The sequence below is a fragment of the Streptomyces canus genome (genome assembly GCF_041435015.1).
Taxonomy (GTDB): domain Bacteria; phylum Actinomycetota; class Actinomycetes; order Streptomycetales; family Streptomycetaceae; genus Streptomyces; species Streptomyces canus_G.
On the sequence record NZ_CP107989.1, the window covers coordinates 4680951 to 4695055 of the forward strand.

Genomic DNA, 14105 nt, shown 5'->3' on the forward strand with positions numbered 1-14105 from the left:
AAGAAGTAGTGGAGAAGATGGCGGAAAAAATGGCCAACAAGCGGTACGGGTGGGTCCAATTCGGTCAGCTGCACGTGCATCTGCACCTTGCATCTGCATCGCTCATCCGAAACCATGGTCCCGCGCAACCGCTGCATCGCAACGACCGCGAGTTCCCGGGAGTGCCTCGCATGGGGATGAATGGATCGACCATGCTCGAGCCGTTACGGCAGGGCCTTCCGCCGCTGGATCCCGCGGCCGTGTCCGACGCCGCCTCCTGTTCGCTGCCCGCCCGCTACGAAGCGGTGGGCGACGCACGGAGGTTCACCCGCAGAACGCTCGACCAGTGGGAGCTGGGCGACCACTTCGACGACATCTGTCTCGTGGTCTCCGAGCTGGTCACCAACGCGCTGCGACACGCGGTGCCGGTGACCGGCGTGCACACGGGGGAGCACAAGCCGCCCGTACGGCTGCACTTGATGCGATGGACCGGGCGACTGGTGTGCGCGGTGCGCGATCCCAGCCAGGACAGCCCGGTCGCGCGTGATTCCGACGACTTCTCGGCGGAGTCCGGGCGCGGGCTGTTCCTCGTCGACTCCTTCAGCGACAGCTGGGGCTGGCATCCGATGAACGGGACGCTGGGCGGCAAGCTGGTCTGGGCACTGTTCCGGCTCCAGCCGCACGCCGGTCCGGCCGCGGCTTCCTCCGAGTGATACGTCACGGCCTTTTACGACGCCACGGTTCTACGCGCGTCACACGGTGCGCTGTCGCTGTTACCCCCGGTCACCTACAGGCGACCGGGGCTCAACCCGCTATCAGGTGGTCGAACTCGCCGTCCTTGATACCGAGGAGCATCGCCTCGATCTCGGCGCGCGTGTAGACGAGCGCGGGACCGTCCGGGAAACGGGAGTTGCGCACCGCGACTCCCCCGTCGGGCAGGCGCGCGAACTCCACGCAGGAACCCTGCGAGTTGCTGTGCCGACTCTTCTGCCAGGCCACCCCACGCAGAGCCGTGGCCGTCATGCCGTTGTACACGTCGAGGTCCACAGGTCGCTCCCCGGTGGTGCGGTGGCCTTGTGGCCAGTGATTCAGCGGTCAACTGGTCCGGATCATAGCTCTGTTCACGTGCAGATGCATGAGCAGATGCACGTGCACGAGGGGTGTTCCTGTGGTTACAGATGTGACGTGTGGGGCGCTAGATACGTTCCATCGTGTGCCCCAGAGCTCGCATCACATGCGTCCGCCAGCCCCCGTCCATGATCGTCCGGGCCATCAGCTGAGCGGGATCGTCGGGATCGAAACCCTCGTGCACTAGAAAGAGACGCGTACCGCGCCCTTCCTGTTCCACCTTCCACGTGACGGTCCAGTCCGCGGAGTTGGCCGGATCGGCGTCGGTCCACCGGAGGCTCAGCATCCGCTGCGGCTCGAACGCGAGAACCTCCACGTCGACGGTGCCGGAGAAGTTCGACTGGGGCCGCGGGACGGAGGTCATGGTGTACCGGTGTCCGACCTCGAGCCGGAACGCCTCCGCCCCCTGCATCTGCCACTGCACGAGCAGTTCGGGCTCGGTGAGGGCGCGCCAGACCTTGGCGGGCGGGTGCGGGAAGTACTGGTCGACGCGGATGACCGTGAGGTCCTCGCCGGGTGCGTTGCTCATGTCACGTCATCGTCGGGCATACGGTCCAGCAGCGCGCCCAGGTCCTTCAGCCGGCCGCGCCAGAACCGCTCGTACGGATGGAGCCAGTCCTGCACCTCGGCGAGCGGGGTCGCCTCCAGCCGGTAGATGCGCTGCCGGCCGGAGCGCTGCTCGGAGACGAGGCCCGCCTCCCGCAGCACCCTCAGATGCTCGGACAGGCTCGGGCGCCGCATGTCGAAGTGGTCGGCCAGGGCCTGGACGGGCTGCGGCCCCCCGTCACGCAGCAGCCGCAGCACCTCGCGGCGCACGGCGCTCGCGAGCGCGGCGAAGACGCGGTCGGCGTCGGCCTCGGTGGTCCCGGCCTCGACGGCCCCGGATGCGGTCATGCCGGCCTTCCTACTGGTGTGCCTCCGTCAGCAGCATCAGACCGTTGCCGTCGGGGTCCGTGAAGGAGGCCATGCGGCCCCACGGGAGTTCGTCGGGTCCCTGTACGGGGGTCCCGGCCTCCGTGAGCCGCGCACAGTCCGCGTCGACGTCGGTCGTGACCAACATGATCCCCCGGGCCGAGCCGGGCTCGAAGCCGCCCATGCCCGGACCGGAGAGCGTGAAGACGGTCTGCGCGCCCTCGGGGGCGACCTGGAGCCAGCGCCCCTGGGGCAGATCCCGGTCGGCGGTGACGGTCAGACCGAGGACGTCGGTGTAGAAGCGCAGCGCGCGGTCCTGGTCGGCGACAGGGAGGGTCACGAAAGAGGCGTGGGTGATGGTCATACCGAGGAGAATAGGTAGGTCTTTCCCTACGAGTCAACGGTAGGGAAAGACCTACCTATAGGTCCTCACCTGCTGGAGTAGGGCAGCAGTGCCATCTCACGGGCGTTCTTGATCGCACGGGCGAGCAGTCGCTGCTGCTGGGCCGACACGCGGGTGACGCGGCGGCTGCGGATCTTGCCCCGGTCGGAGACGAACTTCCGCAGCAGGTCGGTGTCCTTGTAGTCGATGTAGGTGATCTTGGCCGCGTCCAGCGGGTTGGGCCGGTTCTTGACGGGCTTGCGCTCGGGCTTGCGAGGCATCAGACCTCCAGGAGGGTGTCGAAGGCGGGCGGGAGTCGTTTCCAGGCGTCGCGCCCCGCGGCGTACTCGGCATCGGTCAGCAGACAGGACTCCAGGAGCCGTTCGAGTCCGTCGCGGTCGAGACCGGGCGAGGTGAAGACGAGGTGCTGGCAGCAGTCGCCGTGCTCGGGGTGCCAGTCCATCGCCGCTGCCGCCCGGCGCACCGGCGGGACCATGTCCCACGCCGCGTCCGGGAGCGAGGCCAGCCACGGACCGGCGCTCTCCACGCACAGGGCACCGCCGGCGGCGTCCCAGTGCAGCAGCACGTCCGGCTTGTCGGCGAGCCAGAACCGGCCCCGGCTGCGGGCCGCCGCGCAGGCGATGTCCTCCAGGGCCTCGTACAGCCGCTCCGGGTGGAAGGGCCGGCGACGGTGCCAGACGAGGGTGGCCACACCGTGCGCGTCGGCCTCGGCGGGCAGCAGGGCACAGGCGGGGTGCTGGGCCGCCGCGGCGGCCTCCACGTCGAATCCGGCGAGGGCGGCCCGGGCCAGCGGAGCGTGCGCGGAGTGCCGTACCGGATAGCGGGTGCCCGCCGGGTCCGTCCGCCGGCCGCTGCCGATCGGGACCTGGCGGGCCGTCGGATGGAGCTGGGCGAGCAGCTCACGGTCCTCCTCGTCGGCCTCCGGGGAGTCGAGGACGGCGAGGACGGGGGCGTACTCCAGCTGGCGGGCGAAGGTGTCGGCGACCGTGCGCCGGTCGGTGGCCGCGGCGGCGAGGCCGCGCTCGGCAAGGTCGTCGCCGTTGCCGAGGAAGGGCAGGACGAGTGCCGGGTCGACCGCGGTGATCACGCCGGTGACCGTGAGACCGTCTGCCGCGACCACCTCGGCCATCGCCTTGGGCTCGACGGAGTCCCACAGCTCGACGACCGCGAGGCGCAGCGTTCCGGCCGCGTCCAGGCGGCGCAGCTTCGGGACCAGGTCCTCCCGGAGCGCGCAGCACGCACAGTCGTTGACCAGGGGTGTCTCACCCGCGGACAGGATGCCGGAGGCGTCGCGGATCGTCCGTACGACGGTGCCGGCCGCGGCCGTCGCCAGGTCGTGGTGGAGGACGACGCTGCCCGGCACGTCGGCGAGCAGCTGCTCGACGGCCGCCTTGCGGGCGTCGGCGTGCAGCCCGCCGACGATCACGACGGAGAGCATCAGCCCCTCTTTCCGAACCGGCGCTCGAAGCGCTCCACGCGGCCGGCGGTGTCCAGGACGCGGGCCGTGCCGGTGTAGAAGGGGTGGCTGACGTTCGAGATCTCGATGTCGACGACCGGGTAGGTGGTGCCGTCCTCCCACTCGACCGTCTTCTCGCTCGTCATCGTCGAGCGGGTCAGGAAGGCGTAGTTCGCGGCACGGTCGCGGAAGACGACGGGGCCGTAGGCGGGGTGGATTCCCTGGCGCATGGGGATCAGCGCTCCTCTCGGAAGTCGACGTGACGGCCGACGACGGGGTCGTACTTCCGCAGGCTCATACGGTCCGGGTCGCTGCGGCGGTTCTTGCGGGTCACATAGGTGAAGCCGGTCCCGGCGGTGGACCGGAGCCTGATGACCGGGCGGAGTTCGGTGCGTGCCATGCTGGTATCTTACTGAAAATGAATTCCATTTACACATCCGCTCCGAGAGAGGTGCGTCACCCGTGTCCGCCCACTGCATGCTGACCGGGGCCCAGCCGGGCTTCGGCAACCGCATCTCCCACTCCCACCGGCGCACTTCGCGCCGCTTCGACCCCAACATCCAGTCCAAGCGCTACTGGCTGCCCATCGAGGGGCGGCATGTGCGGCTGCGGCTGAGCACGAAGGGCATCAGGACCGTCGACTCGATCGGCGTCGAGGCGGCCGTGGCGCGGATCCGCGCGCGCGGTGTGCGGATCTGAGGGGAGAACCGGCATGGCGAAGAAGAGCAAGATCGCGAAGAACGAGAAGCGCCAGGAGATCGTCGCGCGGTACGCCGAGCGGCGGGCCGAGCTGACGGAGATCATCCGCCGGCCCTCCGCCACGGACGCCGAACGGCTGGCCGCGCAGGAGGAGTTGCGACGGCAGCCGCGGGACGCGAGCGCCACGCGCGTGCGCAACCGCGACCAGGTCGACGGGCGGCCGCGCGGCTACTTCCGGGCCTTCGGGCTGTCCCGGGTGGGGCTGCGGGAGCAGGCGCACGCGGGACATCTGCCAGGTGTTCGCAAATCCTCCTGGTAGCTCTCACGGGTGGTGCTGGTAGCTTGCTGCGGTCCGTCCGGCCGACCGCTACAGCTTGGAGCCTCCAGTGACTACGGCGATCATCTCGCGCACCGCGTCGCGTCGGCGGGCCGGGCTCGCGGCCGCGGGGCTGGTGGGCGCGCTCGTCCTGACCGCGTGCAGCGGCGGGGGCTCGGACGACGAGCCGTCGCCGAACTCCAGTACGGCCGGCTCGTCGTCCGCGTCCGCCTCGGCCTCCGCTTCCGGGGGGACCGGCGGTACGTCCTCCTCGTCCGCGTCCGGCGAGGTGGCGGGTAACTGGCTGGCGACCACGGGCGGCAAGGCCGTGGCACTGCTGGTCAACGGCGACCGGGCCGGGCTCTTCGTCACCGGTGGCACGGTGTGCAGCGGCTCGGCGAGTACCGACGCGATCCGCCTGAAGTGCACGGACGGCAGCAAGGACCGGGCGGACGGGACGGTCGAGTCGGTCGGCAAGGACACCCTCAAGGTGAACTGGGAGGGCGGCATCGGCGCCGAGACCTACACCCGGGCCACGGGCGGCACGCTGCCGAGCGGGTTCCCGTCGGTGGGCTCGGGGTCGTAGCGGAAGGCGTCGGTGGGGGCGGGCAACCGTGGCGTCCCGTCATGCGTGATGATCCATGCACCGGATCGCTCACATCAGAGGACATCACATGCGCGCCGCCCCCCTCGCCGTCACCGCCCTCGCCGCGGCCCTGCTCCTGACCGGCTGCTCCAGTGACAGCTCCGGCTCCGGTGGTGACGACAGCGCCGCCGCGAGCCCGAGCAACGGCACCACGTGCCGGATCGGTGCCATGGACGTGGAGGTCGGACCCGCCAACGTGGCCCCCGCCGCCGGTGACACCGGCAACATCCCCGTCACGCTCACCAACCAGAGCGCCGAGTGCACGCTGGACGGCTTTCCGGGCATCGACCTGAACGCCACGGACTCGTCGGCGAGCGTGTCGCCCGGCGAAGGCACCAAGTCCACGAAGCTCACCCTTGCCAAGGGCACGGCCGCCACCTTCACCCTCACGTACACGCGCGGCGAGGCCGGCGCCAAGGCGAGCCTCGACGTCAAGACGCTGAACATCGCCCTGCCGGGATCCGGGACCGCGAAGAGCTACAAGTGGTCGTACGGCCCGGTCCAGGGCCAGAGCGACAACGCCGGTGACCCGAACGCCTCGGTCAGCGCCTTCTCCCCGGTCGGGGACTGAGCCGGGGCCGGTTTCCGACCTGCGCCCGGTCGGCCGCCCGGGCGCCCTCGGTCCAGCCCGCCTCGTCGCTGACACCGCGCAGGCGGGTCGTGGTGGTCTGCGGGAACATCCGGTCCATGCGGTCGGTGACGGCGACCTCGCGGGAGGCGAGGACCGGCAGCAGGTCGTCGGTCACCGGGGCCTCGGCGGCGGTGCGCAGGCGGTCGCCGACGCGGTGGGCGTAGGCCGCGAGGAAGGACTGCCGGAAGGTCTTGGTGCGCCCCCGGCCGCCCGCGCGCTGGGCCGCCTCCGCCTTCGCCATCGCGGACTGCGCCTGCACGAGCAGCGAGGTGTACAGGAGTTCGACCGCCGCCAGGCCGCCCTCGAAGCCGACGACCGTGGAGAAGGCGAACGGTTCGTTCCACACGGCCCGGCAGTGGTTGGCGGTGGCGACCGCGTCGAGCAGCACCGCCTTCGCCTGCTCGTACGGCGGCTCGACCCCGATCCGGCAGGCGCCGGGGGCGTCCTTCGCGGGCGCCCCGGCGTCGAGCAGCGCCTCGTCGACACTGTGCCGGGCCATCAGCTCCTGCGCCTTGGCGGTGAGGGCCTCCGCCTCCTCGGGGTAGCCGGTCGCCTCCGCCTTGGCGAGCAGGGCCCGGATACGGCCGAGCATGCGGGCGTCGCCCACGTGCTCCCGCCGGGGCTCCTCCAGCGGTTCCAGCGCGGGCAGGCGCAGCAGCAGGCGGTACAGCTCGAGTACGGCGGTGGCGTGCGTGAACCGGTCGGGGCCGGGGGTGTTCTCGCCGGGCTCCTCCAGCTGGGCCAGCTGAGCGGCCCAGCGGTGACCGCGCGGGCGGTCGTCCGGGGCCTGCGCCCTGATCAGGGCCGTGGCGAGGCGTACGTGCGGGTCGCCCAGTTCGCGTCGCACGATCCGTACGACATCGGCGGGCTGCCAGCCGCGCCGCCAGGCCTGCGCCACGAACTCGGTGCCGCGCCGGGCCAGTTCGGCATCCGCCTCGGAGTCGGCGGCGAGGACGGAGGCACCGGCGTCCAGGGCGGTGTCGTCGTCGGCGTAGAGGGCGGCCCGGAAGGCGCGGTCGACGGTGCCGCTCGGGCCGTCGCTCGCGCTGTTGCTCTTACTGCTGCTCACGGGGCGATCGTCTCACTCCCCGAAAATCGGTCGCCCACGCGCGCGTGCCGCTTCGAGCATGGCGGCATGGTGGACATGTCTTTCTACGCGGCCTTTCTCGTCGCCGCCTTCGCGCTCTGTGTCACTCCCGGTCCCGACATGATGTTCATCGTGGCGGTGGGCGGCCGGGGCGGTCCCGCCGCGGGGGTGATGGCGGCGCTCGGGGTGGCCTCGGCGATGTTCGTGCACACGGTCGCGGCGGCGCTCGGTCTTTCGGCACTGTTCCAGGCCCTGCCGACGCTGTACCACGTGCTGCGCTGGGCGGGCGCGGCCTATCTGCTGTACCTCGCGGTGAAGGCGTTCCGGGACCGTTCGGTGCCGGGTGAGGACGGGGCTCCGAGCGGTCCCGGGATGCGGCGGGCCTTCTGGCAGGGGGCCGTCACCAATCTGCTCAACCCCAAGGTGATCCTGTTCAACGTGGCGTTCCTGCCCCAGTTCGTGGCGCCGGAGATGGGCCACATTTGGGCTCAGTTCCTGGTGCTCGGGCTCACGATCACCGTGATGGGCGTCGTGGTGGACGGCCTGACCGGGCTGCTCTCCGGGAAGCTCTCGGCGCTGCTGCGGCGCAGTCGGCGGGTGGCGCGCGGGCTCAACATCTTCAGCGGGTCGGTGTTCACGGGGCTGGCGGTGCGGCTGGTGGTGTCCTCGCCGAAGTAGCGGCGGCGGCACGCGCGCGTACACCTCATGATGTCAACCAAGGGTTGACACTCCCGGTGCGTCAACCTACGGTTGACACATGACGACCAACCCCAACATCACGTCATCCGTACGGCTCGACGACCTCATCACGGCCATCAAGAAGGTCCACGTCGAGCCCCTCGACCAGCTCCAGGACGCGGTGATCGCCGCCGATCACCTCGGGGAGGTGGCCGACCATCTGATCGGCCATTTCGTGGACCAGGCCCGGCGTTCGGGGGCCTCCTGGACGGACATCGGACGGAGCATGGGAGTCACCCGGCAGGCGGCGCAGAAGCGGTTCGTGCCGAAGGAGTCGACGGACCTGGCGGCCGACCAGGGCTTCAGCCGGTACACCCCGCGAGCCCGCAACGTGGTGATGTCGGCCCACAACGCCGCCATCACCGCCCGCAACCCCGAGGGCCGCCCCGAGCACCTCGTCCTCGGACTACTGGCCGAACCGGAGGGCCTCGCCGCCAAGGCGCTCGTCGCACAGGGCGTCACCCTCGACGCCGTCCGCCAGGCCGCGACCGAGGCGCTCCCGCCGGCCGCCGACGAGGTCCCCGAGCTCATCCCCTACGGCTCCGACGCCAAGAAGGTCCTGGAACTCACCTTCCGCGAGGCCCTCCGGCTGGGCCACAACTACATCGGCACCGAACACATCCTGCTGGCCCTGCTGGAGTTCGAACACGGCACGGGGGTCCTGTCCGGCCTCGGCATCGGGAAAGGGCCGGTCGAGGCCGCCGTCGCCAAGGAGCTGGAGGGGTACCTGAGGCTGCCGGGCGAGCAGGGCTGAGGGGGCCCGGTTCGGTGAGCCCGGGGCGGCGAGGCGCCGCCGCTGATGTCCGGAAGGTCCGTTGTCAGACCCTGGTGTCACACTCGCAACCATGACCGACCGCTGGGCTCTCGCCCCGGCCGAGGACGGTGGTGTGGAGGTCGCCGCCCTCGGTCCCGACGGGCTGCCTGCCGGGCCGGTGCGGTGGGAGGCGGATCTGGGGGCGGCCGTGCGGGGGCGGCCGGAAGTGGCGCGGTGGGTGTGGCGGTCCACCGCCGAGGTCTACCCCCGTCTGCTCGCCGCGGGAGTACGGGTGGAGCGGTGCTACGACATCGAGGACGCCGAGACCCTCCTGCTCGGCCACGCGGGGCGATACGGCGAGCCCCACTCGGCCGCAGCCGCCCTGGCCCGGCTGCGCGGCGGCCCCGTACCACCCGACCCGCCCCAGCGCGCCGCCGAACCGGGCTCGCAGTCGCCCCTGTTCGAGCCGCAGAGCGTCCATGTGCCGCTGACCGACCTCGTCGAGGTCTACGCCGACCAGCAGAGGCGCCACGACACCACCGCGCACCCCGACCGGATGCGCCTGCTGACCGCGGCCGAGTCGGCGGGGATGCTGGTGGCCGCCGAGATGAACCGCGCCGGGCTGCCGTGGAGCGCCGAGACCCACCGCCGGGTGCTGCACGAACTGCTCGGTGAGCGGTATGCCGGCGGCGGCGAGCCCCGGCGTCTCGCCGAGCTGGCCGACCAGGTGTCCGAGGCCTTCGGGCGCCGGGTGCGACCCGATCTGCCCGCCGACGTCATCAAGGCGTTCGCACAGGCCGGCATCAAGGTGAAGTCGACCCGGCGCTGGGAGATCGAGTCCGTCGACCATCCGGCCGTGAAGCCGCTGGTCGAGTACAAGAAGCTGTACCGCATCTGGGTCGCCCACGGCTGGTCCTGGCTCCAGGACTGGGTACGGGACGGACGGTTCCGGCCCGAGTTCCTGGCCGGCGGGACCGTCACGGGCAGGTGGGTCACCAACGGCGGCGGTGCCCTTCAGATCCCCAAGGTCATTCGGCGCGCGGTGGTCGCCGACCCCGGCTGGCGGCTCGTCGTCGCCGACGCCGACCAGATGGAGCCGCGGGTGCTGGCGGCCATCTCCCGCGACCCCGGGCTCATGGAGGTGGCAGGACGCGAGACCGACCTCTACCAGGCCGTCTCCGACCGGGCCTTCTCCGGCGACCGCGGCCAGGCCAAGCTCGCCGTACTCGGCGCGGTCTACGGCCAGACCTCCGGCGACGGCCTCAAGAACCTCGCCGCACTCAGACGCCGCTTCCCGAAGGCGGTGGCGTACGTCGACGACGCGGCCCGCGCGGGCGAGGAGGGCCGGCTGGTGCGGACCTGGCTCGGGCGGACGTGCCCGCCTGCGGTCGGCGCAGGCGACGCGGAGGAGGCGGGCATCCCCCAGGACGACCCGGTCGAGCGACCCGTGGAAGACGGCTGGGGGCCCGGGTACGCCTCCACCAACACCCGCGCCCGCGGCCGGTTCGCCAGGAACTTCGTGGTGCAGGGCAGCGCCGCCGACTGGGCCCTGCTGCTGCTCGCGGCGCTGCGGCAGGCCTGTGCCCGGATGGCGGCCGAGCTGGTCTTCTTCCAGCATGACGAGGTGATCGTGCACTGTCCCGAGGAGGAGACCGAGGCGGTCGTGGCGGCGATCAGGGAGGCGTCGGACCTGGCCGGGCGGCTGACGTTCGGCGAGACACCCGTGCGGTTTCCGTTCACGACGGCGGTGGTGGAGTGCTATGCGGACGCGAAGTGATCACCGTAGGCAGGAGTCGTCGAGCAGCGCGATGAGCTCCTGGAGCACCGTCTTCTCGTCCGTCCCGTCCAGCGCGTCGAGAGCGGCCCGCCACTGCTCGTGGGCCTCCTCCGCTCTGCCCCGTTCACGCAGCAGGAGTCCGTGCTGGTGGCGGGCGAGGGCGCCGGTGTAGCGGTCGGCGCGGGCGTCCGCGCGGCGCAGCAGTTCCGCGCACTCGGCGGCGGCGCGTTCGCCGTGGCCGATCAGGCGCAGGGCACGGACCAGCCCGAGGCGGCTCTGCGACTCGCCGTGCCAGTCGCCGGGGCTGCCGAGGATGCGCAGGCTCTCCTCGAAGTGCGCCATCGCGGCGGCCGGTTCGCCGAGGGTGAGGTGGGCGTAGCCGATGTTGCAGTGTGCCGAGTGCCGGACGACCACGCTGCCGGTCTCCTCGCCGATGGCGAGCGAACGCCGGTGCTGCTCGATGGCGGCGCGCGGGTCGGTGTGCTCGTACAGGTTGCCCAGGTTGCTGTGGGCCACGGCCTCGCCGAAGGGGTCGTTCAACTGCCGTGAGTAGGCGAGGCTCTGCCGCAGTGCCTCGCCCGACTCGGCGTACCGGCCCAGGCCTTCGAGCAGGAGCCCCCGGTTGTTGAGGCAGCGGCGGGTCCAGGAGTCCTCACCGAGCCGCCGCCAGATCGCGAGGGCGTGGTCGTTGAGGGCCAGAGCCTCGCTGTGCCGGCCGGTCAGGAAGTGCAGTCCGGCGAGGTCGCCCAGGGCACACGCCTCGGCCGCCTCGTCACCGAGGCGCCGCGCCACCGTGAGCGCGGCCCGGCCGAGGACCTCCGTCTCGGCCACCCGGCCGCTGCGCTGGAGGAAGGGCGAGAGCAGGCGCAGCAGGGTCGAGACATGGGCGGCGGTGCGCTCGTCGGGGGTGTCCGTGTGCCGTTCGGCCAGGACGATGATGTTCTCCAGCTCCGACTCGCCCCAGGCGAAGGCACTCTCGGAGGACGGGAACGGCGGGATGGCCAGCACATGTGCCGCGTGCTCCGGCGGCTGCGCGGCGGTCGGACGGCGGCGGTCCTCCAGATCGAGGCCGGGTTCGACGATCGCGGTGAGGGCGCGTTCGGCGACGGCCGCGTACCAGCGCAGGGCGGTGCGGGCGATGTCGGGGGCGTGCCCGGTGCCCGCGAGTTCCCGCGCGAAGTCGCGGACCAGGCCGTGCGGGGCGTAGCGGCCGTACGCCGTCTCCTCCAGGAGGGCCACGTCGACGAGGCGGTCGAGCGCGTCCTCGGCACGGGTCTCGTCGGTGCCGTCGGCGCCGAGGAGGCGGGCGACGAGGGGGATGCCGTAGGTGGGGAGGTCGAGGGCGCCGATGCGGCACAGAGCGAGGGCGGCATCGCGGTCGGACCGGCGACCGGAGGCGGCGAGGGCGTCGTGGGCGACGGCCAGGGAGCGGCGGACGGAGAGGTCGTCGTACTCCAGGTGCCGCAACCGGTCCTCGGTGGCGGCCAGTTGGTCGGCGAGGACGTCGGGGGTGAGTGCCTGACGTGCGGCCAGGCGCGCGGCTACGACGCGGAGGGCCAGGGGGAGGCGGCCGGTGAGTTCTATGAGGGGGTGGGTGGCGTCAATGGCGGTGGCGGAAGTGCCGGCATCGACATCGGCATCGGGGGTGACGAGGGTGGTGCGATCGGCGCCGGGGCCGTCCCGGCTGTCCCGGCCCGACACCGCGCGCAGCAACTCCGCGCTCTCCTCGGCCGAGAGCGGGGTGAGCGGGAAGCGGTGGGCGTCGTCGAGGGCGGTCAGGGGCGAACGGCTGGTGACGATCACCGCGCAGCCGGCGCCGGCCGGCAGCAGCGGCCGTACCTGCGCGGCGCTCGCGGCGTCGTCCAGCACCATGAGCGTGCGGGTGGGCGCGAGCAGTGAGCGCAGCAACGCGGCTGCCGCGTCCGGGTGTTCGGGAATACTGCGCGGCTCGGCGCCGAGGTCGCGGAGCAGGGCGGTCAGGGCCTGGGCCGGGGTGAGGGGGGTCATTCCCGGGGTGGCGCCCTGGAGATTGACGTAGAGCTGGCCGTCAGGGAAACGTCCCCGCAGCCCATGGGCGACGTGCAGGGCGAGCGCACTCTTGCCGACGCCTGCCATGCCGCTGATGACACCGACTGCCGGTCCGCCGCCGAGGGTGAGGGCGCCGCGGAGGGCGTCGCGGGCGGTGGTGCGGCCGGTGAAGTGGCCTGGGGGTGGGGGCAGTTGGGCGGGGCGGGGCAGGGGGAGGGGGGTTTCGTCCTCGGGGGCGGGGGCGGGCGCCGACGGATCGACGGCAGGGTGCGACGGATGGGGGGCGGGGCGCGAGGGATGGGGGCCGGGGCGCGAGGGATGGGGGCCGGGCGGGGCATCTTCGCGCGTAGCGCCTGCGGGAAGCGCACCGGGAGGGCGCGACCGGCGCTCCTCGCGTAGCTCGCCGAAGTCAACGGCCCTTCCCGAACGGCCTGCTGCGCCCTCCCCTCCGGTCTGGTCGGCCCCGTCGTCCCGAACAGCACCCGCACCCCGGGTCCCGGCCTGGGCCCTCCCTCCGCCGTCTCCCCCGCGCAGCACCTCCACATGGGCCTCGCGGACCGCCGGGCCCGGCTCCACACCGAGTTCCTCGACCAGGCGGGTCCGCAGGTCGCGGTGGACGGCGAGGGCCTCGGCCTGGCGGCCGGTGCGGTGGAGGGCGAGCATCAGCTGGCGGTGGTAGGACTCGCGCAGCGGGTGCTCGGCGGCGAGCGCGGAGAGTTCGGGGACGAGGGCGCCCGGCCGGGTGTCGGCGAGGGCGAGCTCGGCGTCGTAGTGCCACTCCAGGAGCAGCAGTCGAGCCTCCTCCAGGCGCTGGACCAGGACGTATCCGACGAGTTCGGACGGGACCCCGCTGAGCGGCGCGCCCCGCCACAGCGCGAGCGCCGCCGCGCACGCCTGGACGGTCTCGGTCCAGTTCCCGTCGGCGTGCGCACCGCGGGCCCGGGCTGCGTGGCTCTCGAAGACCTGGACGTCGAGTTCGCCCGGCGCGACGCGCAGCAGATAACCGGGGGCCATCGCCTGCAGCCGCTCGGGGTCGTCGAGCAGCCGCCGCAGCCGGGAGACGTGGTTGTGCAGGGAGGCCTTCGCCGAGGCCGGCGGGGTGCTGCCCCACAGGGCGTCCCTGAGGGCCTCGGCGGAGACGACCCGGCCGGCTTCGAGGAGCAGCGCGGCCAACAGGATCCGCTGCTTGCGGCTGCCGACGACACGCACCCCGGCCCCACCCTGGCCGTCGTACAGAACCGGCGGCCCGAGCAGTCCGAACCGCAGCCCCGACTGCGATCCGCGCCCCATCACGCCGCCCACTTCTGGCGGATTTCCGCCCTCTCCACGGCGGTTTCCCGCCAGCCGTCCGACGCGGGCCGCTGCTGGAATCCGCTACCGCTCCCGGCCCTGCACACAGTCAGTTCCCCATCGCTGCCGTCGACTTCACGCCAACCGGCGAACACCAAAAGTTAGATGCGTTGGCCAATGTTAGCGATTTGTTGGCGCAACCTGATGTGATCACAACATCGGATCTGGCCCGAGGGCGCGCGCGTACGACGCGCAACTCGG

Annotated in this window: 18 protein-coding genes; 8 read left to right on the forward strand and 10 right to left on the reverse strand. The window is 72.1% G+C overall.

Features of this window, described 5'->3' with window-relative positions; all coding sequences use genetic code 11:
• The first annotated feature begins 191 nt into the window (after positions 1-191).
• Complete coding sequence (locus OG841_RS21145; RefSeq protein ID WP_328640089.1) at positions 192-692, forward strand: ATP-binding protein; 501 nt, start codon at positions 192-194, stop codon at positions 690-692.
• A 91-nt stretch (positions 693-783) separates the two neighbouring features.
• Here the strand turns inward: OG841_RS21145 and OG841_RS21150 are convergent, their stop codons facing one another.
• The 8 genes from OG841_RS21150 to rpmG form a co-directional block, all read right to left on the reverse strand.
• On the reverse strand, positions 784-1026 hold the full coding sequence (locus OG841_RS21150; protein WP_176742548.1) for a DUF397 domain-containing protein: 243 nt from the start codon (positions 1024-1026) through the stop codon (positions 784-786).
• 148 nt (positions 1027-1174) lie between these two features.
• Entirely contained in the window at positions 1175-1636 is a 462-nt protein-coding gene (locus tag OG841_RS21155; protein ID WP_328640088.1) for an SRPBCC family protein, read from the reverse strand.
• The gene (locus OG841_RS21160; protein ID WP_328640087.1) at positions 1633-2001 is read right to left on the reverse strand and encodes an ArsR/SmtB family transcription factor; all 369 of its coding nucleotides are present in this window, start codon (positions 1999-2001) and stop codon (positions 1633-1635) included. Before OG841_RS21160 ends, OG841_RS21155 begins: the two co-directional genes overlap by 4 nt.
• Positions 2002-2011: 10 nt before the next feature.
• Positions 2012-2383 (reverse strand): VOC family protein, encoded by a 372-nt coding sequence (locus OG841_RS21165; protein WP_328640086.1) that lies wholly within the window; start codon positions 2381-2383, stop codon positions 2012-2014.
• Between the two features lie 65 nt (positions 2384-2448).
• Complete coding sequence (gene rpsR / locus OG841_RS21170) at positions 2449-2682, reverse strand: 30S ribosomal protein S18 (RefSeq protein WP_328640085.1); 234 nt, start codon at positions 2680-2682, stop codon at positions 2449-2451.
• Positions 2682-3860, reverse strand: coding sequence for a CobW family GTP-binding protein (locus tag OG841_RS21175; protein WP_371566516.1), 1179 nt, complete (start codon positions 3858-3860; stop codon positions 2682-2684). The genes rpsR and OG841_RS21175 overlap by 1 nt, the downstream gene beginning before the upstream one ends.
• Complete coding sequence (locus OG841_RS21180) at positions 3860-4108, reverse strand: type B 50S ribosomal protein L31 (protein WP_371566518.1); 249 nt, start codon at positions 4106-4108, stop codon at positions 3860-3862. The genes OG841_RS21175 and OG841_RS21180 overlap by 1 nt, the downstream gene beginning before the upstream one ends.
• Before the next feature lie 5 nt (positions 4109-4113).
• Complete coding sequence (rpmG, locus tag OG841_RS21185; RefSeq protein ID WP_365121100.1) at positions 4114-4278, reverse strand: 50S ribosomal protein L33; 165 nt, start codon at positions 4276-4278, stop codon at positions 4114-4116.
• 62 nt (positions 4279-4340) lie between these two features.
• On the opposite strand from rpmG, the gene rpmB reads away from it, so the two are divergent.
• From rpmB to OG841_RS21205, 4 genes are all read left to right on the forward strand, one after another.
• Positions 4341-4577, forward strand: coding sequence for a 50S ribosomal protein L28 (gene rpmB / locus OG841_RS21190; protein ID WP_371566520.1), 237 nt, complete (start codon positions 4341-4343; stop codon positions 4575-4577).
• A gap of 13 nt (positions 4578-4590) precedes the next feature.
• Complete coding sequence (gene rpsN / locus OG841_RS21195; protein WP_328640080.1) at positions 4591-4896, forward strand: 30S ribosomal protein S14; 306 nt, start codon at positions 4591-4593, stop codon at positions 4894-4896.
• Positions 4897-4963: 67 nt separating this feature from the next.
• Complete coding sequence (locus OG841_RS21200; RefSeq protein WP_328640079.1) at positions 4964-5479, forward strand: hypothetical protein; 516 nt, start codon at positions 4964-4966, stop codon at positions 5477-5479.
• Between the two features lie 88 nt (positions 5480-5567).
• Positions 5568-6110, forward strand: coding sequence for a DUF4232 domain-containing protein (locus tag OG841_RS21205; RefSeq protein ID WP_328640078.1), 543 nt, complete (start codon positions 5568-5570; stop codon positions 6108-6110).
• On the opposite strand, the gene OG841_RS21210 is transcribed toward OG841_RS21205, so the two are convergent.
• A complete protein-coding gene (locus OG841_RS21210) occupies positions 6082-7239 on the reverse strand; it encodes a DUF2786 domain-containing protein (RefSeq protein WP_371566523.1) in 1158 nt (385 codons plus the stop codon). The genes OG841_RS21205 and OG841_RS21210 overlap by 29 nt on opposite strands.
• Positions 7240-7305: 66 nt before the next feature.
• Here OG841_RS21210 and OG841_RS21215 point away from each other — a divergent pair, with 66 nt between their 5' ends.
• From OG841_RS21215 to OG841_RS21225, 3 genes are all read left to right on the forward strand, one after another.
• Positions 7306-7935: a LysE family translocator gene (locus OG841_RS21215; protein WP_328640076.1), complete on the forward strand. Its 630-nt coding sequence runs from the start codon at positions 7306-7308 to the stop codon at positions 7933-7935.
• 79 nt (positions 7936-8014) lie between these two features.
• On the forward strand, positions 8015-8749 hold the full coding sequence (locus OG841_RS21220) for a Clp protease N-terminal domain-containing protein (protein ID WP_328640075.1): 735 nt from the start codon (positions 8015-8017) through the stop codon (positions 8747-8749).
• Positions 8750-8840: 91 nt separating this feature from the next.
• Complete coding sequence (locus OG841_RS21225) at positions 8841-10526, forward strand: bifunctional 3'-5' exonuclease/DNA polymerase (RefSeq protein ID WP_328640074.1); 1686 nt, start codon at positions 8841-8843, stop codon at positions 10524-10526.
• Here OG841_RS21225 and OG841_RS21230 read toward each other — a convergent pair whose 3' ends face one another.
• Positions 10527-13844, reverse strand: a complete 3318-nt coding sequence (locus tag OG841_RS21230) for an AfsR/SARP family transcriptional regulator (protein ID WP_328643612.1) — start codon at positions 13842-13844, stop codon at positions 10527-10529.
• Between the last annotated feature and the right edge of the window lie 261 nt (positions 13845-14105).